30 protein-coding genes are annotated in these 20,311 nt (G+C 44.2%); 1 reads left to right on the plus strand and 29 read right to left on the minus strand.

Annotated features, from left to right (window positions below; translation table 11 throughout):
• Positions 1–27: 27 nt before the first annotated feature.
• From MCG98_RS16805 to MCG98_RS16820, 4 genes are all read right to left on the minus strand, one after another.
• Positions 28–1,263 carry an ammonium transporter gene (locus tag MCG98_RS16805; RefSeq protein ID WP_240303012.1) on the minus strand — a complete coding sequence of 412 codons (1,236 nt, stop codon included), beginning with the start codon at positions 1,261–1,263 and terminating at the stop codon, positions 28–30.
• Between the two features lie 125 nt (positions 1,264–1,388).
• Entirely contained in the window at positions 1,389–1,727 is a 339-nt protein-coding gene (locus MCG98_RS16810; protein ID WP_240303013.1) for a P-II family nitrogen regulator, read from the minus strand.
• 218 nt (positions 1,728–1,945) lie between these two features.
• Positions 1,946–4,060, minus strand: coding sequence for a glutamine synthetase III (locus MCG98_RS16815; protein WP_240303014.1), 2,115 nt, complete (start codon positions 4,058–4,060; stop codon positions 1,946–1,948).
• A gap of 242 nt (positions 4,061–4,302) precedes the next feature.
• The gene (locus MCG98_RS16820; protein WP_240303015.1) at positions 4,303–5,235 is read right to left on the minus strand and encodes a diacylglycerol kinase family protein; all 933 of its coding nucleotides are present in this window, start codon (positions 5,233–5,235) and stop codon (positions 4,303–4,305) included.
• 176 nt (positions 5,236–5,411) lie between these two features.
• Here MCG98_RS16820 and MCG98_RS16825 point away from each other — a divergent pair, with 176 nt between their 5' ends.
• Positions 5,412–6,146, plus strand: coding sequence for an SDR family NAD(P)-dependent oxidoreductase (locus tag MCG98_RS16825; RefSeq protein ID WP_240303016.1), 735 nt, complete (start codon positions 5,412–5,414; stop codon positions 6,144–6,146).
• Positions 6,147–6,232: 86 nt separating this feature from the next.
• On the opposite strand, the gene MCG98_RS16830 is transcribed toward MCG98_RS16825, so the two are convergent.
• From MCG98_RS16830 to rplP, 25 genes are all read right to left on the minus strand, one after another.
• On the minus strand, positions 6,233–6,769 hold the full coding sequence (locus tag MCG98_RS16830; protein WP_240303017.1) for a 50S ribosomal protein L17: 537 nt from the start codon (positions 6,767–6,769) through the stop codon (positions 6,233–6,235).
• Between the two features lie 87 nt (positions 6,770–6,856).
• Positions 6,857–7,816: a DNA-directed RNA polymerase subunit alpha gene (locus MCG98_RS16835; RefSeq protein WP_240303018.1), complete on the minus strand. Its 960-nt coding sequence runs from the start codon at positions 7,814–7,816 to the stop codon at positions 6,857–6,859.
• A gap of 68 nt (positions 7,817–7,884) precedes the next feature.
• The gene (gene rpsD / locus MCG98_RS16840) at positions 7,885–8,478 is read right to left on the minus strand and encodes a 30S ribosomal protein S4 (protein ID WP_240303019.1); all 594 of its coding nucleotides are present in this window, start codon (positions 8,476–8,478) and stop codon (positions 7,885–7,887) included.
• Between the two features lie 18 nt (positions 8,479–8,496).
• Positions 8,497–8,889, minus strand: a complete 393-nt coding sequence (rpsK, locus tag MCG98_RS16845) for a 30S ribosomal protein S11 (RefSeq protein ID WP_028528618.1) — start codon at positions 8,887–8,889, stop codon at positions 8,497–8,499.
• Between the two features lie 46 nt (positions 8,890–8,935).
• Positions 8,936–9,304, minus strand: a complete 369-nt coding sequence (gene rpsM / locus MCG98_RS16850) for a 30S ribosomal protein S13 (protein WP_028528619.1) — start codon at positions 9,302–9,304, stop codon at positions 8,936–8,938.
• 470 nt (positions 9,305–9,774) lie between these two features.
• Positions 9,775–9,888 (minus strand): 50S ribosomal protein L36, encoded by a 114-nt coding sequence (gene rpmJ, locus MCG98_RS16855; protein WP_003497809.1) that lies wholly within the window; start codon positions 9,886–9,888, stop codon positions 9,775–9,777.
• Between the two features lie 126 nt (positions 9,889–10,014).
• The gene (locus tag MCG98_RS16860) at positions 10,015–11,199 is read right to left on the minus strand and encodes a cation diffusion facilitator family transporter (RefSeq protein WP_240303020.1); all 1,185 of its coding nucleotides are present in this window, start codon (positions 11,197–11,199) and stop codon (positions 10,015–10,017) included.
• A gap of 66 nt (positions 11,200–11,265) precedes the next feature.
• Positions 11,266–11,484 carry a translation initiation factor IF-1 gene (infA, locus tag MCG98_RS16865; RefSeq protein WP_240303021.1) on the minus strand — a complete coding sequence of 73 codons (219 nt, stop codon included), beginning with the start codon at positions 11,482–11,484 and terminating at the stop codon, positions 11,266–11,268.
• A gap of 10 nt (positions 11,485–11,494) precedes the next feature.
• A complete protein-coding gene (locus MCG98_RS16870) occupies positions 11,495–11,764 on the minus strand; it encodes a KOW domain-containing RNA-binding protein (protein WP_240303022.1) in 270 nt (89 codons plus the stop codon).
• A 62-nt stretch (positions 11,765–11,826) separates the two neighbouring features.
• Positions 11,827–12,597, minus strand: coding sequence for a type I methionyl aminopeptidase (map, locus tag MCG98_RS16875; RefSeq protein ID WP_240303023.1), 771 nt, complete (start codon positions 12,595–12,597; stop codon positions 11,827–11,829).
• Between the two features lies 1 nt (position 12,598).
• Positions 12,599–13,243 (minus strand): adenylate kinase, encoded by a 645-nt coding sequence (locus MCG98_RS16880; protein ID WP_240303024.1) that lies wholly within the window; start codon positions 13,241–13,243, stop codon positions 12,599–12,601.
• Between the two features lie 80 nt (positions 13,244–13,323).
• Positions 13,324–14,640 carry a preprotein translocase subunit SecY gene (gene secY, locus MCG98_RS16885; RefSeq protein ID WP_240303025.1) on the minus strand — a complete coding sequence of 439 codons (1,317 nt, stop codon included), beginning with the start codon at positions 14,638–14,640 and terminating at the stop codon, positions 13,324–13,326.
• Positions 14,640–15,080 carry a 50S ribosomal protein L15 gene (gene rplO, locus MCG98_RS16890; RefSeq protein ID WP_240303026.1) on the minus strand — a complete coding sequence of 147 codons (441 nt, stop codon included), beginning with the start codon at positions 15,078–15,080 and terminating at the stop codon, positions 14,640–14,642. The genes secY and rplO overlap by 1 nt, the downstream gene beginning before the upstream one ends.
• Before the next feature lie 23 nt (positions 15,081–15,103).
• Positions 15,104–15,286 carry a 50S ribosomal protein L30 gene (rpmD, locus tag MCG98_RS16895; protein WP_240303027.1) on the minus strand — a complete coding sequence of 61 codons (183 nt, stop codon included), beginning with the start codon at positions 15,284–15,286 and terminating at the stop codon, positions 15,104–15,106.
• A gap of 14 nt (positions 15,287–15,300) precedes the next feature.
• Positions 15,301–15,810, minus strand: coding sequence for a 30S ribosomal protein S5 (gene rpsE / locus MCG98_RS16900; protein ID WP_028528628.1), 510 nt, complete (start codon positions 15,808–15,810; stop codon positions 15,301–15,303).
• Between the two features lie 19 nt (positions 15,811–15,829).
• A complete protein-coding gene (gene rplR / locus MCG98_RS16905) occupies positions 15,830–16,198 on the minus strand; it encodes a 50S ribosomal protein L18 (RefSeq protein WP_240303028.1) in 369 nt (122 codons plus the stop codon).
• 17 nt (positions 16,199–16,215) lie between these two features.
• Complete coding sequence (rplF, locus tag MCG98_RS16910) at positions 16,216–16,755, minus strand: 50S ribosomal protein L6 (protein ID WP_028528630.1); 540 nt, start codon at positions 16,753–16,755, stop codon at positions 16,216–16,218.
• A 473-nt stretch (positions 16,756–17,228) separates the two neighbouring features.
• Positions 17,229–17,630 carry a 30S ribosomal protein S8 gene (rpsH, locus tag MCG98_RS16915; RefSeq protein ID WP_240303029.1) on the minus strand — a complete coding sequence of 134 codons (402 nt, stop codon included), beginning with the start codon at positions 17,628–17,630 and terminating at the stop codon, positions 17,229–17,231.
• Between the two features lie 225 nt (positions 17,631–17,855).
• On the minus strand, positions 17,856–18,041 hold the full coding sequence (locus tag MCG98_RS16920) for a type Z 30S ribosomal protein S14 (protein WP_072849226.1): 186 nt from the start codon (positions 18,039–18,041) through the stop codon (positions 17,856–17,858).
• Positions 18,042–18,059: 18 nt separating this feature from the next.
• Positions 18,060–18,599 (minus strand): 50S ribosomal protein L5, encoded by a 540-nt coding sequence (gene rplE, locus MCG98_RS16925; protein WP_240303030.1) that lies wholly within the window; start codon positions 18,597–18,599, stop codon positions 18,060–18,062.
• Positions 18,600–18,621: 22 nt separating this feature from the next.
• Positions 18,622–18,927 carry a 50S ribosomal protein L24 gene (gene rplX, locus MCG98_RS16930; protein WP_240303031.1) on the minus strand — a complete coding sequence of 102 codons (306 nt, stop codon included), beginning with the start codon at positions 18,925–18,927 and terminating at the stop codon, positions 18,622–18,624.
• 10 nt (positions 18,928–18,937) lie between these two features.
• Entirely contained in the window at positions 18,938–19,306 is a 369-nt protein-coding gene (gene rplN / locus MCG98_RS16935) for a 50S ribosomal protein L14 (protein ID WP_028528634.1), read from the minus strand.
• Positions 19,307–19,318: 12 nt separating this feature from the next.
• Positions 19,319–19,576, minus strand: a complete 258-nt coding sequence (gene rpsQ, locus MCG98_RS16940; RefSeq protein WP_240303473.1) for a 30S ribosomal protein S17 — start codon at positions 19,574–19,576, stop codon at positions 19,319–19,321.
• A 96-nt stretch (positions 19,577–19,672) separates the two neighbouring features.
• A complete protein-coding gene (gene rpmC / locus MCG98_RS16945) occupies positions 19,673–19,882 on the minus strand; it encodes a 50S ribosomal protein L29 (RefSeq protein WP_028528636.1) in 210 nt (69 codons plus the stop codon).
• Positions 19,872–20,309, minus strand: coding sequence for a 50S ribosomal protein L16 (gene rplP, locus MCG98_RS16950; RefSeq protein WP_240303032.1), 438 nt, complete (start codon positions 20,307–20,309; stop codon positions 19,872–19,874). Before rplP ends, rpmC begins: the two co-directional genes overlap by 11 nt.
• Positions 20,310–20,311 lie beyond the last annotated feature (2 nt).

Raw genomic sequence — 20,311 nt, forward strand, 5'->3', positions numbered from 1 at the left:
TGGGAACGTTAATTTTAATTTCCTGATTTATCTGTCTCGGTGCAGGTTAAAGTTCGCATAGGCAGGCGCACCGTGTTCATGCACATCCAGACCATCGATTTCTTCTTCCTCTGACACACGCAGTCCAACCGTGGCATCAATCAGTTTGAACACAATGAATGCTGCGATCGCTACGTATGCAGCAACCGATGCAACGCCGAGCACCTGTGTTCCAAGACTCACCTCTTTCGAAAATACACCTGTCAGGATCGTTCCGGCGGCGCCACACACACCGTGTACACTGATGGCACCTACCGGATCATCGATTTTAACGATCTTATCAAAAAACTCAACGGAGAATACTACCAGAATACCGGCAACAGCACCGATGGCAATGGCTGCCCAGTTGCTCACGGTGTCACAGCCAGCAGTGATTGCAACCAGACCTGCAAGAGCACCGTTAAATGTCATGGAAACATCCGGCTTACCATAACGGATCCATGTGACAATCATTGCCAGGAGAGTTGCCGCTGCCGCTGCAAGGTTTGTTGTCATCGCAATATCACCGAGGCTTGTCGATGCCGACGTAGTGGAACCGCAGTTAAATCCAAACCAGCAGAACCACAGGATAAAGACACCGAGTGCCGCAATCGAGAGATTATGGCCAGGAATCGCGTTTACAGAACCGTCTTTGTTATACTTGCCAAGACGCGGACCCAGGATTTTAGCCCCCACACAGGCACAGATACCGCCTACCATATGGACCGCTGTAGATCCCGCAAAATCATGGAATCCCATCTGACTCAGCCATCCGCCTCCCCAGATCCAGTGCCCTGTGATCGGATAGATCACAAGGCTGATCGCCGCACTGTAGATCAGATATGCGATAAACTTCGTTCTCTCAGCCATAGCACCCGATACGATCGTGGCAGCCGTTGCGCAGAACACAGTATGGAAGATCATGAAAACGCCTACTGGAAGACCATTCATCATGTTTACCGCAGTGCCGCTGACATCCTCCACCGTTCCGAGCGAGGTCGGATCAAAGAGTCCGCCAAGACCGATGATGCCGTTCCAGTCTGTACCGTGCATCAGCGAAAAACCGATCAGAAAGAAGCATAAGCTGCCCAGGACAAAGTCCATCATATTTTTCATCAAAATGTTCCCCGTGTTCTTTGCCCTTGTGAATCCTGCCTCACACATGGCAAATCCCGCCTGCATGAAATACACCAGGAATGCGGCTATCATAGTCCAGATGATATTCATCAACAATTCAACATTCATAATCATTTCCTCCTCATGCCACCTGCTGATCAAAAAAAGGGATAACTACCGGATTCTTCTGAGAACCCAATAGTTATCCCCTTTGATAACAGGTTGTTGTCATATTTATTTCCTCTCTCTGCAGATCATAATGCATCTTTTCCACGCTCTCCTGTCCGGATGCGTACTGCATCTTCCACATCGTAAACGAAAATTTTACCATCGCCGTAATTTCCAGTGTTGATCTGCTCCACGACTCTGTCAATGATCATATCACACACCTCATCATCTACAACTGTCTCAACTTTTGTTTTGGGTAAAAGATTGACGTGGTATTCTGCACCGCGGTAAAGCTGTTTGTATCCTTTCTGTTGTCCGTAACCCATGATATTGTGTATCATAAGACCACTCGCATTACACTGATCCAAAATTCCTTTCAGATCTTCAAGCTTTTCAGGTTTAACAACAATTTCAAGCTTTTTCATATAATTGTCCTCCTCACTTATAAATTTTCATTCATATTTTATTCACTGAAAATTAAAAATGCCTTCATCAGTGTTATATGAATTCTTCATTTTTTTCTTCTATATTATAATTATAGAAGAGGCTATCAATTAGCATTCCTTATAACTTTTTTATAACTCGTGCCAGACAGGTTTTTGTATTTCATTTTCCTGTCTGGCACCCTCCTTTTCAGAAACAGTTACACTTCAAACATCAGATCACCATAAGAAGGCATCGGCCACATTTCTTTATCAACGATCATTTCCAGTTCATCCACCGGAGCTCTCAGAGCTTCCATAGCCGGAATCACATTGCTGTGATAGAAATTCGCCCGACGGGCACCTTCCTCCATCGCTACCGCCTGGTTCTCAATCTCAATCAGTTTTGTATGGGCAGCTTTTGTCTCTTTCAAAAGCAGTGATGTCTTTTTCAGCAAATCAGTCTGAACACTCACATCGGCATCGCACGCTTCTTTTACCGCATTGATAGAATCCGCAAGCGCCTTCGTATATCTGACGACAGCCGGAATAATCTGTTTGGTGGCAATATCTATCATTGCTCTCGCCTCAATATTGATCGCTTTTGCATAAGCTTCATACTGAATCTCAACTCTCGATTCCAGTTCTGCCCTGGTAAAAACGCCAAATTCCTCGAATACCTTGATTGCTTTGTCTGTCACCAGCGCCGGAATCGCATCCACCATGGATTTGATATTCGGAAGCCCTCTTCTGGCAGCTTCCTCCACCCATGCCTCGGAATACCCGTTTCCGTTAAAGACGACTCTCTGGTGGTCTGACGCATACTGTTTGATCAGATCGTGCACTGCATCGTCAAAATTCTCTGCCTTTTCCAGAATGTCGCAGGCTTCCTTGAGCGCTTCCGCCACAATCGTATTCAAAACAGTATTTGGCGGTGCTATCGAATCCCTGGAGCCTACCATACGGAACTCAAATTTATTTCCTGTAAATGCGAACGGTGAAGTCCTGTTTCGGTCAGTGGCATCTTTGGCTACGTCAGGAAGTGTCTTAACGCCGGTCCGCAGTTTTCCTCCCTTGATGCTGTGTGTTGCCATGCCTGTGCTGATCAGCTGCTCCAGTACATCCTCCAGCTGCTCACCAAGGAAAACTGAAATGATAGCCGGCGGCGCCTCATTCGCTCCCAGTCTGTGGTCATTTCCCACATCAGCAGCTGACTCGCGCAGCAGATCTGCATGAGTGTCCACAGCTTTCAGCACACACGTCAGAATCATCAGGAACTGAATATTTTCGTGAGGTGTCCTACCGGGCTCCAGCAGATTAATCCCGTCATCCGTGGTAAGTGACCAGTTATTATGTTTACCCGAACCATTTACCCCCGCAAATGGTTTTTCATGCAGCAGACATTTCAGACCATGCGCACAGGCAACCCTTTTCAGCGTCTGCATGATGATCTGGTTATGGTCTACGGCTACATTTGCCTGTGCGTATATCGGCGCCAGTTCATGCTGTGCCGGGGCAACTTCATTATGCTGAGTCTTTGCCGTCACACCAAGCTTCCAGAGTTCCTCGTTGACATCTTTCATGAATGCTGCAACCCTCTGGCGAATCGTTCCAAAGTAGTGATCATCCAGCTCCTGTCCCTTTGGAGGCATAGCACCAAACAGTGTTCTTCCAGTATAAATCAAATCCTTCCTCTGCTGAAATTTCTTAGCATCCACAAGAAAGTATTCCTGTTCCGGTCCAACACAGGGGGTTACTTTTTTAGAAGTCGTATTTCCAAACAGCCGGATCAGCCTCAGCGCCTGCGTATTGATTGCTTCCATGGAACGAAGCAGCGGTGTTTTCTGATCCAGTGCCTCTCCGGTATAAGAACAGAAGGCCGTCGGAATGCAAAGTGTTGCTCCTGCTGCATCCTCCCTCACAAATGCCGGCGATGTACAGTCCCAGGCCGTATATCCCCTTGCCTCAAATGTTGCTCTCAGACCTCCCGAGGGAAAGGATGATGCATCCGGTTCTCCTTTGATCAGTTCCTTTCCGGAAAAACTCATAAGAACCTTTCCGTTACTCATAGGGGCTGATATAAAGGAATCATGCTTCTCAGCTGTCACGCCTGTAAGCGGCTGAAACCAGTGCGTATAGTGTGTAGCCCCTTTTTCAATGGCCCATTCTTTCATTTCATGAGCTATCACATCAGCGACTGCAGGATCCAGCTCTTTTCCCTCTTCAATCGTCTGTCTCAGTTCTTTGTAAACTTTTTTCGGCAAACGTTCCTGCATGACTGTATCATTGAATACGTTTTTCCCGAATATCTCAGCTACATTAACAAAATCACCCATTTTTTCTCATCCTTTCAACCATTTTTAGCGACCCATGCATATGTAAAAAGTAAAAAAAGGCATTCCACTCGTGTGGAACGCCTTTGTTCTGCATACGTCACTTGGAAATAGCATTTCCAATCTGTTAATAAGATACCGCAAACACACAAAAATTGCAAGACATTCTTTACGAAAATTCTTTTTTTGGTAATTAGTATGAAGTTCCTCAAGCAAAAAACCTTGTTTTCGTAGAAAGTGACAGCTTACTGCTGCAGTGGCAATTCCAGTGGCTTTGCCTTATGTTTCCTGGGATTGAGCAGGATGTGTATCGCTTCTTTTTTGTTTACGATACATATCTCCCTGTGTTCTCCTCCGTATTCCCCATCCAGAGTCCACGGAATATCCTCCGTTGCCTCTATCACGATCCGGTCTGTTTTGAATGAATCTACCAGATCCGTATTATCAACTGCGTTCAGCAGAGCACCCATAATTTCATTCAGCTCCAAAGGATTTTTCGGCATATGGATCAGCGTTACCTCAAAAAGCCCGTCATCCATCTTCACATTTTTTCCCGTCAGGTTTTTAAACCCTCCAACAGAACGCGAGTTCGTCACCATACCATAGACATAATCATTTTCCAGCACTTTTCCATTTACCTCTATTTTGAGGTGGTATGATTTTATATCGAAGATACGCTTGGCACCTTCTAAGAGATACGCCATATGTCCCAGAACATTTTTCAGCGTCTGCGCTGTCTGATACGACACATCCGTAAACAGGCCGAACGCCGCGATATAAACGAAAGTATCATTGTTGAAACTCCCTACATCACATCCATAAACCTGACCCTCCATAATTTCTTCCGCCGCTTTGATCATGTTTTTTGATATAGAAAGACTGTTCGCAAAATCATTCGTACTGCCCGATGGTATGTAACCCATCGGAATATCGATCCCACTGTCCATAATGCCGGTTACGACTTCATCCAGTGTCCCGTCACCGCCGCTGCACACGATCAGATCTGCATGCTGCGTCATTTTCTTAGTGGCATTGTACGTATCCTCAGCACTCTGTGTTGGATGTACGATAACCTGATACCCGTGTTTCACAAAAATGTCTACAATATCCAGCAGTTTAGATTTAATCAGTCCTTTACCTGATCTCGGATTAAAAATGAAAAATAACTTTTTTTCCATAAGCTTCTCCTCTGTTTTTGCTATGCTTTATTTTACTACTATTTTCCCAATCCTACAACCAGAACGTGATACTTTATCGGCTGTTTCCAGTACTGCATAATTGTGGTATAATAAGCAAACAGGGCCGCACCAGCGCTGCCCGTCCAACAAATAATCATGATTTGGAGTGTCCACATATGAAACAGAAAACCGTTTTGATCACCGGTGCATCCCGCGGTATCGGGCGCGCCTGCGCACGCTCTTTTGCAGAACACGGATACAACCTGATCCTGAACTGCCATCAGCGTGTCGACTATCTGGAGTCTCTCAGGTGTGATCTTGAGAGCGAGTATGCAATCAGCTGCCGCCTTTCTCACGGAGATATCAGCGACGAAGTCTATGTTGACTGTCTGTTCGATGAAATTGCAGATTCCAAAGATTCACTGGATGTCCTGATCAACAACGCCGGAATCGCCCACATGGGGCTTCTGCAGGACATGACGCTTGAACAGTGGAACCGGATACTGAGTGTAAACCTGACTTCTCAGTTTCTCTGTTGCCGACGGGCTATCCCGCTGATGCTAAAACAGCACAGTGGTTCCATTGTAAACACCTCCTCCGTGTGGGGTATTCACGGCTCTTCCTGTGAAACCGCCTACTCAGCAGCAAAGGGCGGAGTGAATGCCTTCACCAAAGCCCTTGCACGTGAACTCGCCCCCAGCGGTATCCGGGTCAATGCCGTTGCCTTCGGTGCGGTAGACACAGATATGAACCAGATGCTGGACGATACACAACGCGTAGCACTCTGCGAAGAAATTCCTTTCGGACGCATGGCAGAACCGGATGAGGCCGGTGATTTCCTGTACGACATTGCCTGTTGTCACCCATATCTCACCGCACAGATCCTGACGTTCGACGGGGGATGGATGTGATATACATTTCACGTAATGCAAAAAATCGCAGGTCACTGACCTGCGATTTTTATTTAGCATTTATGGCGCCGCCATGAATGTTACTACTATACGAGCTCTAACAGCACTTCCATTGCTGCATCGCCCTTACGCTGTCCGATTTTGATGATTCTTGTATAACCACCATTACGACCTGCATATTTTGGTGCGATTTCCGTAAACATTTTATCTACCAAGTCTACTTCTTTCGTGTTTTTCTTCTTACCTGCATTTTCAGCCGGAACTGATTTTACCGGATAGAACACTTTCATCATCTGTCTTCTTGCATGAAGCCTGGACGGAGCGTCTTTCTTGATCTCCTTCTGCACTTCATCATAAACAGTTACTTTTTTACCGTCGACAACTTCTTTTACTCTTTTACCGTCAGCATCTTTACGTGCAACTTTTGCAGTCACTGTAACTGTCTCAAAATTATCTCTCTCTTTTACAGCAAGCGCGATCAGGCCTTCTGCAATTTTTCGAACTTCTTTTGCTTTTGTCTCAGTTGTAACGATTTTCCCGTTATAAAGCAGGTTTGTGACCTGGTTTCTGAGCAGCGCTTTTCTTTGGCTGGATGTTCTTCCAAGCTTTCTATATTTTGCCATTGTATTATTTCCTCCATTTGTGGAACCCTATATCATGCTTCTTCGGTCTTACTGACATACGGCTGTAATCTACAAATATTCTCTAAGTCATTCTTCACCGGGATTCAGCTGCAATCCCAGTTCTTTTAACTTAGCCAACACTTCTTCCAGAGATTTGCGTCCCAGATTGCGGACTTTCATCATATCCTCTGAAGTTCTGTTGCATAATTCTTCTACTGTATTGATACCGGCTCTCTTCAGACAGTTGTAGGAACGAACAGACAGCTCAAGCTCGTCGATATTCATTTCTAAAACTTTTTCTTTCTCATGATCTTCTTTCTCGATCATAACCTCAGCGGTCTTTGCATTTTCAGAAAGATCAATGAAGAGCTTCAGATGCTCACTCAGCACCTTGGCTGCAAGGCTGACAGCCTCATCCGGCGCAAGTGTACCCTTGGTGAACACATCAAGTGTCAGCTTGTCATAGTCCGTGATCTGACCGACACGCGTGTTTTCAACTGTCAGGTTTACACGCTCAACCGGAGTGTAGATAGAATCTATCGCGATAACGCCAATTGGCATGTCCTCGCTTTTTCCTTTGTCCGCGCTGACATAACCGCGTCCTTTGGTAATGGTAAGTTCCATGTACAGCTTGCTGTCTGCACCGCCGTTCAGCGTTGCGATCGCAAGATCCGGATTCAGAATCTCAATATCCTGGTCTGCCTGAATATCAGAAGCATGAACTACACCTTCACCTTCAAATTCAATGTAAGCTATTTTCGCCTCATTAGTCTCGCTTGTGTTTCTGATTGCAAGACTCTTAAGGTTCATGATAATCTCGGTTACATCCTCTTTAACGCCCGGAATGGAACTGAATTCGTGCAGAACGCCTTCGATCTTTACCTGGCTGACAGCAGCTCCCGGAAGAGAAGAAAGCATGATTCTTCTCAGAGAATTGCCGAGTGTCGTGCCGTATCCTCTCTCGAGCGGCTCAACCACAAATTTACCATATTTTTTATCGTCTGAAATTTCAGTAATCTCGATTTTCGGTTTATTAAAATCAAACACTGCAAGCCCTCCTTCTGGGTTAATATTTTGATTGAGGGTATCTTTTTAAAAATGTTTATCCGATCGTATTATTTGGAATACAGCTCGACGATAAGCATCTCGTTAACCGGAACATCAATGACTTCTCTTGCAGGTAATTCTTTCACTGTACCAGTCAATGTTTCCTGATTTACATCCAGCCATTCCGGAACCATTCTTCCGCCTGTAACTTCCAGAATGTCTTTGTATCTCTGAGATCCTTTGCATTTTTCTTTGATTTCAATCGTATCACCGGCTTTTACGAGATAAGACGGAATATTTACCTGTTTTCCGTTTACCAGTACATGTTTGTGGTCAACGATCTGTCTGGCTTCTCTTCTTGTTCTTGCAAAACCAAGTCTGAAAATTACGTTATCAAGACGTGTCTCCAGCATAGTCATCAGATTTGCACCTGTCATGCCCGGCATCTGATCAGCTTTTTTATAGTAGTTTCTGAACGGTTTTTCCAGAACACCATAGATGAATTTTGCTTTCTGTTTTTCTCTTAACTGTGTACCGTATTCAGACATCTTACGGTTTGATCTTCTTAACTGTCTTGTTGATTTTTTATCGATTCCAAGATATACAGGATCCAGTCCGAGGGATCTGCATCTTTTCAGTACGGGTACTCTATTTACTGCCATATTACTTAGACCTCCTGATTAAACTCTTCTACGTTTTGGTGGACGGCATCCGTTATGCGGTACCGGAGTTACGTCTTTGATGCTGGTTACTTCCAGTCCGCTTGCAGAGAGTGCACGGATTGCAGCTTCTCTTCCTGAACCAGGACCTTTTACAAATACGTCAACTGTTTTTAAACCGTGTACCAGCGCTGCCTTTGTAGCAGTTTCTGCTGCCATCTGAGCTGCATAAGGAGTAGATTTTCTTGAACCTCTAAATCCCAGACCACCAGCACTTGCCCATGAAAGAGCGTTGCCTTCAGTATCAGTCAGAGTAACGATTGTGTTATTGAAAGATGACTGAATATGTGCCTGTCCGCGTTCAACGTTTTTCTTAACACGACGTTTCGTCGTTTTCTTTGTCACTTTAGCCATAATAAAAAACTAACCTACACTTTCTCTTAATTAAATATGATTAAATTTACTTTTTCTTATTTGCAACTGTTCTCTTCGGACCTTTACGTGTTCTTGCATTTGTCTTTGTCTTCTGTCCACGAACAGGAAGTCCTTTTCTATGACGAATACCCCTGTAGCATCCGATCTCCTGCAGACGTTTGATGTTGAGAGCGATTTCTCTTCTCAGATCACCTTCTACTGTCTGTGTTTCTTCGATTACCACACTGATTCTTTTTACTTCTTCGTCAGTTAAATCTCTTACTCGAGTATCCGGATTCACATTTGCTTCTTTCAGGATACGGTCAGCACTTGTTCTGCCGATTCCATAGATATAAGTTAATCCGATTTCCACACGTTTGTCTCTTGGTAAGTCTACACCAGCTATACGAGCCATGTATTATTCCTCCATTTTCTGTTTCCGATCCATAAAATACACGCAGCTCCTGCAAAACAGGCCTGAAATGTGTGCGCAACCCCATGAATCCTCGTTAATATTTTCCTAACTGGGATGCCGGTATGCAAGCATCCAGCCATGCTGCTAAACGCATGACCTTTCCGGAGCCGACGGGGCACCGGTATTAAGCAATATTATACGTGATACTCTCACAATAATATTAGTAACAGCCTGAACAACTCTTCCGGGTGGTTCAAAGCTGCAGCCGCTCGTTAAAAGTGCAAATGTACGTCTAAATTCACTACACTTGCATCTGAGGTTCGAATCACTTCGTAATTCGAACAGGTGATTCACTAAGTTCGTGCTGCGCTTGCGCTTGTACAGCGTAAGGAAGTTCGAATCAACAGATGATTCGAACAGGCTTCCCACTAAAATTCGTACTGCGCCCGCGGTTCGTACTCATTAAGTGGTCAGCCTTGTCTCTGTTTGTGTTTTGGATTCTCGCAGATTACTCTGATACTACCTTTTCTTTTAATGATCTTACATTTTTCACAAATAGGCTTAACAGATGATCTTACTTTCATTGGAATCCTCCTTTCCTTTCTGTGTTTCTGCAGTGAACACGGACTTGCCGTGCACAAAAGTTCGTTTTATAGTATAACACCACACGCCATATTATGCAAGCAATTTTTAGCGGTTTTACAATTTTTTTACTCCGTTTTTGCGTCTGCGACAAAACTCTGGTCTACTGTAATCACACATTGATACCTCGAATCTTTTTTCTGCATGGCTACTTTGATTTTGTGTACCAGCCTGTCACGATTCTCCTGCGTATAACTGTGTGGTACGACAACGTCAAAGATCAGATTGATCTGTTTCTTTCCGTGCACCATCCGAAAGTCATGGAAGCTTAAAGACTCATCGATCAGCCAGAGGATCTCTTCGACCTCTCCCCTCACTGCCAGGATAGCCTCGTCCTCAACCGCCAGCGGATCCATGTGAATGACCAGAAAAATACCGAGTTTTTTCGCTACATCCCGTTCTATCCTGTCGATAATCTCATGTGACTCTTCAATGTCCACATCGCGCGGCACTTCCGCATGGATCGTAGCCATACTTTTATTCGGACCGTAATTGTGCACGATCAGATCATGTGTTCCCACTATACCGTCGTAACTCTCAACCAATTCCGTTATGTCCTGGTACAGCTTCGGATCAACAGCCTCCCCGATGAGAGGTTCCAGTGTATCCTTCACGATGGAAATGCCGGACCATATAACGACCATCGAAACCACAAGTCCTGCAATTGCGTCAATATTGATACCGGCAAACGCACAGATCAGTATCGAAACAATCGTCGCGGATGTCGTGATCACATCCCCCAGGGAATCGGCAGCGGTCGCCAGCATTACTTTTGAGTCGATCCGTTTCCCAAGCCTGCGATTAAAATGTGCCATCCAGAATTTCACTCCCACCGAGAGTACCAGAATCAAAAATGGAATCAGTTCGAAGGTAATATCCTCCGGATTCTGAAGCTTCACAATACTGCTCTTGAAAAATGAAAATCCAACCTGTATTACCAGGAACGCAACGATGAAAGCCGCAATATATTCCATACGTCCATGCCCAAAAGGATGCTCATCATCCGCCGGTTTGCTGGCCATCTTGACACCCACAAAACTGATCACAGAGGAAGCGGCATCTGACAGGTTATTGAAGGCATCTGCCATGACTGCAATACTGTGCATGAAAACACCGATTAAAAGCTTCGCGGCAAATAACAGGACATTGCACAGTATCCCAACGATACTCACGAGTACGCCATAGGAAGTCCTGACCGCAGGATCATGAATCCTGTCGCTGTTTTTTACAAACTTTTTAACTAAAAAATCCATCTTTTCCCTTTTCTTAAAAAAGTGACACCTTACAGCCGTAAAGTATCACTTCTAACTTCATTACTCTTATTTATCTCTCCATATGATTCTGCCTTTTGTCAGATCATACGGTGACAGTTCAATCGTTACTTTGTCACCCGGCAGGATACGGATGAAATTCATACGCAGCTTGCCGCTGATATGTGCCAGAACCACATGCTTATTTTCCAATTCAACTTTAAACATGGCATTTGGCAGCTTTTCCAATACCGTACCTTCTACTTCAATAACATCAGCCTTTGACATTTCTTACCTCCTAGATATTAGCTTCCTTCAATTTAATGGCCCTTTTGATATCTTCATCCCGCAGCCCGCAGCGGGAATCCATTCTATCCTGTATGAGTGCTGAAATATGATAATCTACCTGAACATGACGCTTCCTCTTCTTCTTTGGTGTATCCAGCAGGCGGTTTTTTCCGTCTGCCAGATATACATATTCCTCATCTGTGCACAATATGATATATAATCTGCCTTTATCATGTCCTGCCAGAGACCTGGCAAACATGCCTTTAGCTACATTTTTCATATATTCCTCCCTCAGACGGGTACTTTCCTCCACTAAGCCATGCTGCCCCTGACAGCTTGCATTTACTTAGTTGCTTTCTGCTCTGTCAACGTCAGCAGTTCCGGTTCCCCCTCCGTAATCAGCACTGTATTTTCGTAATGTGCTGACCATGAGCCGTCTTCCGTCACAACAGTCCAGTCATCATCCAGCCAGCAGACATCCGCGCGTCCCATATTGATCATGGGCTCAATTGCCAGGGTCATTCCCGGCTGCAGTCGAAGTCCTCTGCGTTTTTGTGCAAAATTAGGTATCTGTGGATCTTCATGCAGGCTGCTGCCTATGCCATGGCCTACCAGATCCGTTACCACACCATAACCGAAACTCTCCGCATATGAACCGATTGCCGCGGATATTTCATTTAAATGATGTCCTGCCTTTGCGTATTTAATGCCTTCAAAAAAGCTTTGTCTGGTAACATCGACCAGCCGCCTGGCCTCAGCACTGATCTCACCGACCGCATGTGTACGGGCAGCATCAGAATGATATCCCTGATAGATCAGACCGGCATCCAGGCTCACAATATCACCCTCCTGAAGGATCCTGTCTTTTCTTGGAATTCCATGTACGACCTCATCGTTAACAGAAACACAGATAGAAGCCGGAAATCCATTATAATTCAAAAAGTTGGGAACACAGCCATAACTGCGGATGAGTTCTTCTCCCAGATGGTCGATATCCCATGTTGAAATTCCCGGCCGAACAGCCTTCGCCAGTTCATCGTGAACCAGTTCCAGCAGACGGCCGGCTTCTCTCATCAGTTCAATTTCTTTTAAAGATTTAATTGTAACCGACATATTACGCTCCCAAAATTTTACAGATGGCCTCAAATACAGTATCCATCGGCTGTGTACCATCTACTTCCACCAGCACGTTCTCAGCTGTATAGAACTCGATCAGCGGCTGTGTCTGATCGTGATAAACATCCAGACGTTTTTTAACTGTCTCCGGTTTGTCATCATCTCTCAGTATCAATTTAGCTCCGCAGACATCACAGATGCCTGCGATCTTCGGCGGTATATTCTCTTTATGATAGGTCGCTCCACACGCAGGGCATGCTCTTCTTCCACCCATGCGGTTCACGATATTCTCATCCGGTACTTCAATATTGATCGCGTAATCAATGCTTTCTCCCAGCGCTTTTAAAGCGGACCGAAGGCTTTCAGCCTGCGGAATCGTCCTTGGGAATCCATCCAGAACATAGCCGTTTGCACAGTCTTCCTGTTTCACACGGTCAACAACAAGATCGCACACCAGTTCATCCGGAACCAGCAGTCCCTGATCCATGTATGTCTTCGCCTTGTTGCCCAGCTCTGTTCCATTTTTAATATTTGCACGGAAAATATCCCCAGTAGAAATATGCGGAATCTGATATTTTGCAGCTATCTTTTTTGCCTGTGTTCCCTTGCCTGCCCCTGGTGCTCCTAACATAATAATCTTCATAAGTATCTCTCCTTTTCTCTAATGGTCAATTACAGATACACGTTAAGGTTGCGGCGTGAAACGCCACAACCTCCTATTGATTACTCATTTAAAAAGCCTTTGTAATTTCTTACCAGCATCATGGATTCAATCTGTTTCAATGTTTCCAGGATAACACTGACGACAATGATCAGCGAAGTTCCGCCGAAAGAAACATTTGCACCGAACACACCGTTAAAGAAAAACGGTATGACAGCCACGATCGTAAGTCCTGCTGCTCCTATAAAAATTACGTAATTCAAAATCTGGTTTAAGTAGTCAACCGTCGGTTTTCCAGGACGGATACCTGGTACAAATCCACCCTGCTTTTTCATATTATCCGCAACTTCCAATGGATTGAAAGTGATGGATGTATAGAAATAAGCAAAGAATATAACCAGTAAGATATAAACCACCAGACCGACAGAGTAAACCGGCTGATGTGGATTAAACCAGTTTCCAGAGTTTAATCCGGCAAGTATTTTGGAACCGATACCTGTTCCCCCTGTCTTCCCGACAAAAGAGGCGATAATGCCCGGGAAAGACATGATCGAAGAAGCAAAGATGATCGGGATAACGCCGGATGTATTCACTTTAAGCGGGATATGGGATGACTGACCGCCCACCATTTTTCTTCCCTGCATTTTCTTTGAATACTGAACCGGAATTTTCCTCATCGCTCCGTTCAGGATCAGAACCAGCAACACGACTGCCAGAATGATCGCAATAATGATGATCGCTGCCAGCCCTGCCTTCGCAATGGATTTCCCTTTTACGAAAGATTCGTACAGATTCACCATATCACTTGGGATTCTGGAAATGATATTGATAGCCAGGACAACAGAAATACCGTTACCGACACCTTTCTCATTGATCCGTTCCCCGACCCACATAAGAAATGCGGATCCTGCCGTCAATGCAACAACAGCAACGACGACTTTTGCAAAATTCATATCCGGAATCAATCCCTTGTTTCCGAATCCGATTGCCATTGCGGTAGATTCAAACAAAGCCAGGCCTACCGTCAGGTATCTCGTAATTGCAGTAATTTTCTTCCGGCCCATTTCGCCGTCCTTCTGCATTTCCTCTAGCTTCGGGATAGCAATGGTCAGAAGCTGCATAATAATGGATGAAGTAATATACGGAGTGATATTCAACGCAAAAATTGACATTGAAGAGAACGAACCTCCCGTAAACGCATCCAGGAAATTGAATGCGTCTCCGGTCTGGCTCGAGAACCACTCTTTAAAATACTCACCGTTCATGCCCGGTACCGGTACCTGCGTGCCCAAACGCACAACTACCAGCATCAGGAATACATAAAAGATTCTCCGCCTTACGTCTTGAACTTTAAAAGCATTTTTGAGAGTCTTTAGCATTAGATCACCTCTACTGTTCCACCTGCGGCTTCAATTTTAGTCTTTGCACTTTCACTTACTGCATTGACCTTTACATTAAGTTTCTTTGTCAGTTCACCATAACCCAGAATCTTAACACCATCTTTCGGATTGGAGATTGCTCCGGTCTGCAGCAGTGTTTCCACTGTCACATCAGAACCATCCTCAAATCTCTCAAGAACACTTACATTGATCGCAACAATATCCTTAGAGTTTCTGTTTGTGAAACCTCTTTTCGGGATACGTCTGTATAAAGGCATCTGTCCACCTTCGAACCCAGGTCTTGGAGCTCCTGAACGGGCTTTCTGTCCTTTGTGGCCTTTGCCGGCTGTTTTACCGTTTCCCGAACCATGTCCACGGCCTCTGCGGAAATTATCACTTTGTCTGGAACCGTCTGCTGGTTTTAAATTTGATAAATCCATTGTGGTACCTCCTTTTCTCTGAATTAAACTTCTTCTACTTTCACCAGATGAGCAACCTGTTTTGCCATGCCGCGCACTGCGGAATTGTCCGGCATCTCAACCGTTTTGTTGAGCTTGTTAAGGCCTAATGCTTCCACTGTTTTTCTGTGTTTCGGAATTGCACCGATCGTAGATTTAACTAATGTGATTTTTAATTTTTCTGCCATTTCTCCGTTCCTCCTTAAGCAAAGATCTCTTCAACGGATTTGCCGCGAAGTTTTGCCACTTCTTCCGGAGTCTTTAACTGTCTTAACCCTTCGATGGTAGCAAGTACAACATTTTGCTTGTTATTAGAACCCAAAGACTTGGTACGAATGTTTTTGATACCCGCAAGCTCGATCACTGCACGTGCAGGACCGCCTGCGATAACACCAGTACCATCCGGAGCTCTCTTTAATAATACCTCAGCGCTTCCGAATTTTCCAATGAAATCATGTGTGATACTGTCATTGTCATCTCTGGCAACCGTAATCAGTTTCTTCATTGCGTCTTCTTTACCCTTACGGATTGCTTCAGGAATCTCTGTTGCCTTTCCTAATCCGGCACCAACATGTCCATTGCCATCGCCGACAACTACTAAAGCAGTGAAACGGAAGTTACGACCACCTTTAACAACCTTAGTAACACGTTTGATTGATACTACTTTTTCTTCTAACTCAAGCTGGCTAGCATCAATAATACTATGCTTCATGCGTTCTTTTCCTCCCTTTCTAGAATTGAAGTCCTGCTTCTCTTGCTGCATCGGCTAATGCTTTGATTTTACCCTGATAAATAAAGCCGCCTCTGTCAAAGATCACTTCTGTAATCCCTTTTTCAACTGCTTTCTTACCGATGACAGTTCCTAAATATGCTGCTGCTGCAACATCGTTGGTTTTTTCCAGTTCCGCTTTTACATCTTTCTGAAGAGTAGAAGCTGAAACCAGCGTATTTCCAACTGTGTCATCAATAATCTGCGCATACATGTGATTATTACTTCTGAACACAGCCAGACGCGGTCTTGCCGCTGTACCAACGAGATGATTACGTAATCTTTTATGTTTTTTCTGGCGAACTTTCGCTCTTGATACTTTACTAATCATTTTCACACTCTCCTTAATTATTTTTTACCGGTCTTACCAACTTTACGTCTGATCACTTCATCAGCATATTTGATACCCTTGCCCTTATACGGCTCAGGTCTTCTCTTATCTCTGATTTCAGCTGCGTACTGGCCAACTCTTTCTTTGTCAATCCCTTTGACAGTGATTTTGTTACCATCTACAACGGATTCCAATCCTTCCGGATCTTCCATCTCAACCGGATGTGAATAACCAAGGGATAGTACTAATTTTTTACCCTGTTTTGCTACTTTATATCCTACGCCGTTTACTTCCAGAACTTTTTCGTAACCTTCTGCTACGCCTGTTACCATGTTCTGTACCAGAGTTCTGGTTAAACCATGCAGAGATTTCATCTTCTTCAGATCGTTTGGTCTTGTTACAACAACCTGACCATCCTCCAGTTTAATATCCATTTCCTGAGGAAGCGCTTTTTCAAGTGTTCCCTTAGGACCTTTTACGGTTACTTCGTTGTTCTCAGTGATCTTAACTTCCACACCTGACGGAACAACTACAGGCAGTCTTCCAATACGTGACATACCATTTTCCTCCTAACTTAAATTTTCGGAAGGGACTCTTATATGCTTCCCCTCTGTTTTCAGCTACTGTGAGCACTTGCTGTGAGCACTTGGCGAGGTATTTCCGAGCCTAGTGCGAACGCACACCTCGACACTTGGCGAGGTCTTTTCGAGCTTAGTGTCGACGGTGTTTCCTGTCTGCACTTAGCGAGGTACTCCCGAGCCTAGTGCGAACGCACACCTTGACACTTGGCGAGGTCTTTTCGAGCCTAGTGACAATGGTGTTTCCTGTCTGCACTTAGCGAGGTACTCCCGAGCCTAGTGCGAACGCACACCTTGACACTTGGCGAGGTCTTTTCGAGCTTAGTGTCGACGGTGTTTCCTTGCATCTCACTACGCTGGCATATGAAGTTCTTTCTCGCTATGCTCAAAAGAACGACCTTCGCACTAAATTCGCACTTCGTCTACGACTCATGCTCATTAAGTGCTCAGTGTCACCAAACGAAAGCTAATACTTCTCCGCCCACCTGAAGTTTTCTGGCTTCTTTGTCTGTAATCACACCCTGGTTTGTGGACAGGATTGCGATTCCAAGACCACCCAGTACCTTCGGCAGCTCTTCTTTATTTGCATAGACACGCAGACCTGGTTTTGAGATTCTCTTAAGGCCTGTGATGATTTTTTCGTTTTTATCAGCACCATATTTCAATGTCACACGGATTGTTTTGAAACTGCCGTCTTCGATCAGATCATATTTTACAATATAACCTTCTTTTAACAAAATATCAGCAATTGCAATCTTCATTTTGGATGCCGGAATATCAACAGTGTCATGTTTTGCAGTATTGGCATTACGAATTCTCGTAAGCATATCTGCTATCGGATCACTCATTGTCATGTAAGTTTCCTCCTTATTGTTAGACTTTACATGTGGTTTGTCAATAATTTCTTAAGTTTATATAGGCTGGCATGCGAAGTCCTTCTCACTATGTGTTTAAGCCACCACACGTCCCTCAACTAAACTCAGCTATCGCCTTTGGCTCCGCTTCGTTAAGGTTCGGTACGAGCCTCGCACTAAGTTCAGCCTTCACCTGGCGGCTGGACTTCACTAAGTTGCTTTCGGCTACCAGCTCGCCTTTTTCACGCCTGGGATCTGGCCTTTGTATGCCAGTTCACGGAAGCAGATCCTGCAGATTCCGTATTTTCTCAGGTATGCATGTGGACGTCCACAGATTCTGCAGCGATTGTATTCTCTTGTGGAGAATTTAGGTTTACGCTGCTGTTTAATTTTCATTGCTGTCTTAGCCATGAATTTTCCCTCCTAATATTACTTTGCAAACGGCATATTGAACTGTGTCAATAATTCACGAGCTTCTTCGTCGCTCTTAGCAGTGGTAACAAAAATTACGTCCATACCTCTTACTTTATCGACTTTATCATATTCGATTTCTGGGAAAATCAACTGCTCTTTGATACCAAGCGCATAATTTCCTCTTCCGTCAAATGCATTCGGGTTAACGCCACGGAAGTCACGTACACGAGGAAGAGCAAGGTTAATCAGACGATCAGCGAATTCATACATCTTCTCGCCTCTCAATGTTACTTTACATCCGATTGCCATACCCTCTCTGAGTTTGAAGTTAGCAATGGAGTTCTTTGCTCTTGTAAGGACAGCCTTCTGTCCTGCGATCGTTTCCAGATCACTGACAGCTGCGTCAAGCAGTTTTGCGTTATCTTTGGCCTCACCAACACCCATGTTGATCACGATCTTCTCGAGTTTTGGCACTTCCATGATGTTTTTATATCCAAACTTTTTGATCATAGCATCTACGATCTCGTTCTTGTAAGTTTCTCTTAATCTACTCACTTTATGGAGCCTCCTCTCTTAATTAGTCGATCACTTCGCCTGTTGATTTTGCAACACGTACTTTTTTACCGTCTTCCACTTTGAAACCTACTCTTGTTGCAGTTCCTTTGTGAACATACATAACGTTGGAAATATCAACTGGAGCTTCCTTATTGACAATTCCGCCCTGCTGATTAGCCATGGAAGGTTTCTCATGTTTTACAATCATGTTCACGCCTTCAACGATGATTCTTCCGTCTTTGACAGCAAGTACTTTACCTTCTTTATCTTTATCTTTACCGGCAATCACCTTTACGGTATCACCCTTTTTAATTTTTAACGCTGACATAGGTACCTCCTTATAATACTTCCGGAGCCAGGGATACAATTTTCATAAACTGTTTTTCACGAAGCTCTCTCGCTACTGGCCCAAAGATACGCGTTCCTCTTGGTGTCTTATCATCTTTAATAATAACAGCAGCGTTCTCGTCGAATTTAATATAAGAACCGTCTTTACGACGTGCGCCTTTTACAGTACGAACAACTACAGCTTTAACAACATCACCTTTTTTTACAACTCCGCCTGGTGTTGCATCTTTAACGGTCGCAACGATGATATCACCGATGTTTGCATATCTTCTTGTTGAACCGCCCAGAACACGGATACACAGAATTTCTTTAGCACCAGTGTTATCAGCGACTCTAAGTCTACTCTCCTGTTGAATCATGCTGGTATCCTCCTATTTAACTTTTTCTACGACCTCAACCAGTCTCCATCTTTTATCTTTGGATAACGGTCTTGTCTCCATAACCTTAACTGTATCACCTATATTACACTCATTGTTCTCATCATGAGCTTTCAATTTATACGTTCTCTTTACGATCTTTTTGTAAAGCGGATGTTTCACATGGTCTTCGATAGCTACAACAACAGTTTTATCCATTTTGTTGCTGACTACTTTACCAACACGTGTTTTTCTAAGATTTCTTTCCACGATCTAATATACTCCTTTCATTGCCGGAAGTTCTTCTCGCTTCGCTCTAAGAACGGCGATAATACTAAGCTCGAAAAAACCTCGCTAAGTGTTATCTGCCTACTGTGCTGCATTTGCCTTTTGGGCAATCACCGTCTGGATTCTGGCAATATTTTTACGAACCTCTTTGATTCTGCTTGTATTGTCCAATTGATTGGTTGCATTCTGAAATCTCAAATTAAAGAGTTCTTTTTTAGCAGCTACTAATTCTTCCTGTAATTCTGCAGCTGATTTTGTCTTTAAATCTTCTACATAATTTTTAATTTTCACTGTTATCACCGCCTTCTAAGTCTGCACGAGAAACGATTTTACATTTACATGGTAACTTATGCATAGCAAGACGCAACGCTTCGCGGGCAACCTCTTCCGGAACTCCTGCGATTTCGAACATTACGCGGCCTGGTTTTACAACTGCTACCCAGTATTCCAGGGCACCTTTACCGGAACCCATACGTGTTTCTGCTGGTTTCGCTGTTACTGGTTTATCTGGAAAAATTTTAATCCAGACTTTACCACCACGTTTGATATAACGGGTCATCGCAACACGGGCTGCCTCAATCTGGTTTGACTTAATCCAACATGGTTCGGTTGCAACGATACCGAATTCACCATAATTGATTTTATTTCCTCTTAATGCTTTTCCTTTCATGGATCCGCGGAATTGTTTACGACGTTTTACTCTCTTTGGCATTAACATAA

It is taken from the genome of Ruminococcus sp. OA3 (genome assembly GCF_022440845.1).
Lineage (GTDB): Bacteria > Bacillota > Clostridia > Lachnospirales > Lachnospiraceae > Ruminococcus_G.

Excerpts from the sequence above, each read along its gene's own strand:
- rpsK (WP_028528618.1), bottom strand. The coding sequence starts at position 8,889 with ATGGCTAAAGTGACAAAGAAAACGACGAAACGTCGTGTTAAGAAAAAC.
- rplP (WP_240303032.1), bottom strand. The coding sequence starts at position 20,309 with ATGTTAATGCCAAAGAGAGTAAAACGTCGTAAACAATTCCGCGGATCC.
- MCG98_RS16860 (WP_240303020.1), bottom strand. The coding sequence starts at position 11,199 with ATGGATTTTTTAGTTAAAAAGTTTGTAAAAAACAGCGACAGGATTCAT.
- rpsE (WP_028528628.1), bottom strand. The coding sequence starts at position 15,810 with ATGAAGCATAGTATTATTGATGCTAGCCAGCTTGAGTTAGAAGAAAAA.
- MCG98_RS16830 (WP_240303017.1), bottom strand. The coding sequence starts at position 6,769 with ATGGCAAAATATAGAAAGCTTGGAAGAACATCCAGCCAAAGAAAAGCG.
- rplR (WP_240303028.1), bottom strand. The coding sequence starts at position 16,198 with ATGATTAGTAAAGTATCAAGAGCGAAAGTTCGCCAGAAAAAACATAAA.
- MCG98_RS16820 (WP_240303015.1), bottom strand. The coding sequence starts at position 5,235 with ATGGAAAAAAAGTTATTTTTCATTTTTAATCCGAGATCAGGTAAAGGA.
- MCG98_RS16920 (WP_072849226.1), bottom strand. The coding sequence starts at position 18,041 with ATGGCTAAGACAGCAATGAAAATTAAACAGCAGCGTAAACCTAAATTC.
- rpmD (WP_240303027.1), bottom strand. The coding sequence starts at position 15,286 with ATGGCAGAAAAATTAAAAATCACATTAGTTAAATCTACGATCGGTGCA.
- infA (WP_240303021.1), bottom strand. The coding sequence starts at position 11,484 with ATGTCAAAGGCTGATGTTATTGAAGTAGAAGGTACGGTATTGGAAAAG.
- MCG98_RS16810 (WP_240303013.1), bottom strand. The coding sequence starts at position 1,727 with ATGAAAAAGCTTGAAATTGTTGTTAAACCTGAAAAGCTTGAAGATCTG.
- MCG98_RS16880 (WP_240303024.1), bottom strand. The coding sequence starts at position 13,243 with ATGAAGATTATTATGTTAGGAGCACCAGGGGCAGGCAAGGGAACACAG.
- rpsM (WP_028528619.1), bottom strand. The coding sequence starts at position 9,304 with ATGGCTCGTATAGCTGGTGTAGACTTACCAAGAGACAAACGTGTGGAA.
- MCG98_RS16815 (WP_240303014.1), bottom strand. The coding sequence starts at position 4,060 with ATGGGTGATTTTGTTAATGTAGCTGAGATATTCGGGAAAAACGTATTC.
- rpsD (WP_240303019.1), bottom strand. The coding sequence starts at position 8,478 with ATGGCAGTAAATAGAGTACCCGTACTGAAAAGATGCAGATCCCTCGGA.
- MCG98_RS16825 (WP_240303016.1), top strand. The coding sequence starts at position 5,412 with ATGAAACAGAAAACCGTTTTGATCACCGGTGCATCCCGCGGTATCGGG.
- rplX (WP_240303031.1), bottom strand. The coding sequence starts at position 18,927 with ATGTCAGCGTTAAAAATTAAAAAGGGTGATACCGTAAAGGTGATTGCC.
- MCG98_RS16870 (WP_240303022.1), bottom strand. The coding sequence starts at position 11,764 with ATGAAAAATGTAGCTAAAGGCATGTTTGCCAGGTCTCTGGCAGGACAT.
- map (WP_240303023.1), bottom strand. The coding sequence starts at position 12,597 with ATGTCGGTTACAATTAAATCTTTAAAAGAAATTGAACTGATGAGAGAA.
- MCG98_RS16805 (WP_240303012.1), bottom strand. The coding sequence starts at position 1,263 with ATGAATGTTGAATTGTTGATGAATATCATCTGGACTATGATAGCCGCA.
- rplF (WP_028528630.1), bottom strand. The coding sequence starts at position 16,755 with ATGTCACGTATTGGAAGACTGCCTGTAGTTGTTCCGTCAGGTGTGGAA.
- rpmJ (WP_003497809.1), bottom strand. The coding sequence starts at position 9,888 with ATGAAAGTAAGATCATCTGTTAAGCCTATTTGTGAAAAATGTAAGATC.
- rplO (WP_240303026.1), bottom strand. The coding sequence starts at position 15,080 with ATGGATTTATCAAATTTAAAACCAGCAGACGGTTCCAGACAAAGTGAT.
- secY (WP_240303025.1), bottom strand. The coding sequence starts at position 14,640 with ATGCTAAAGACTCTCAAAAATGCTTTTAAAGTTCAAGACGTAAGGCGG.
- rpsH (WP_240303029.1), bottom strand. The coding sequence starts at position 17,630 with ATGACAATGAGTGATCCGATAGCAGATATGCTTACGAGAATTCGTAAT.
- rplN (WP_028528634.1), bottom strand. The coding sequence starts at position 19,306 with ATGATTCAACAGGAGAGTAGACTTAGAGTCGCTGATAACACTGGTGCT.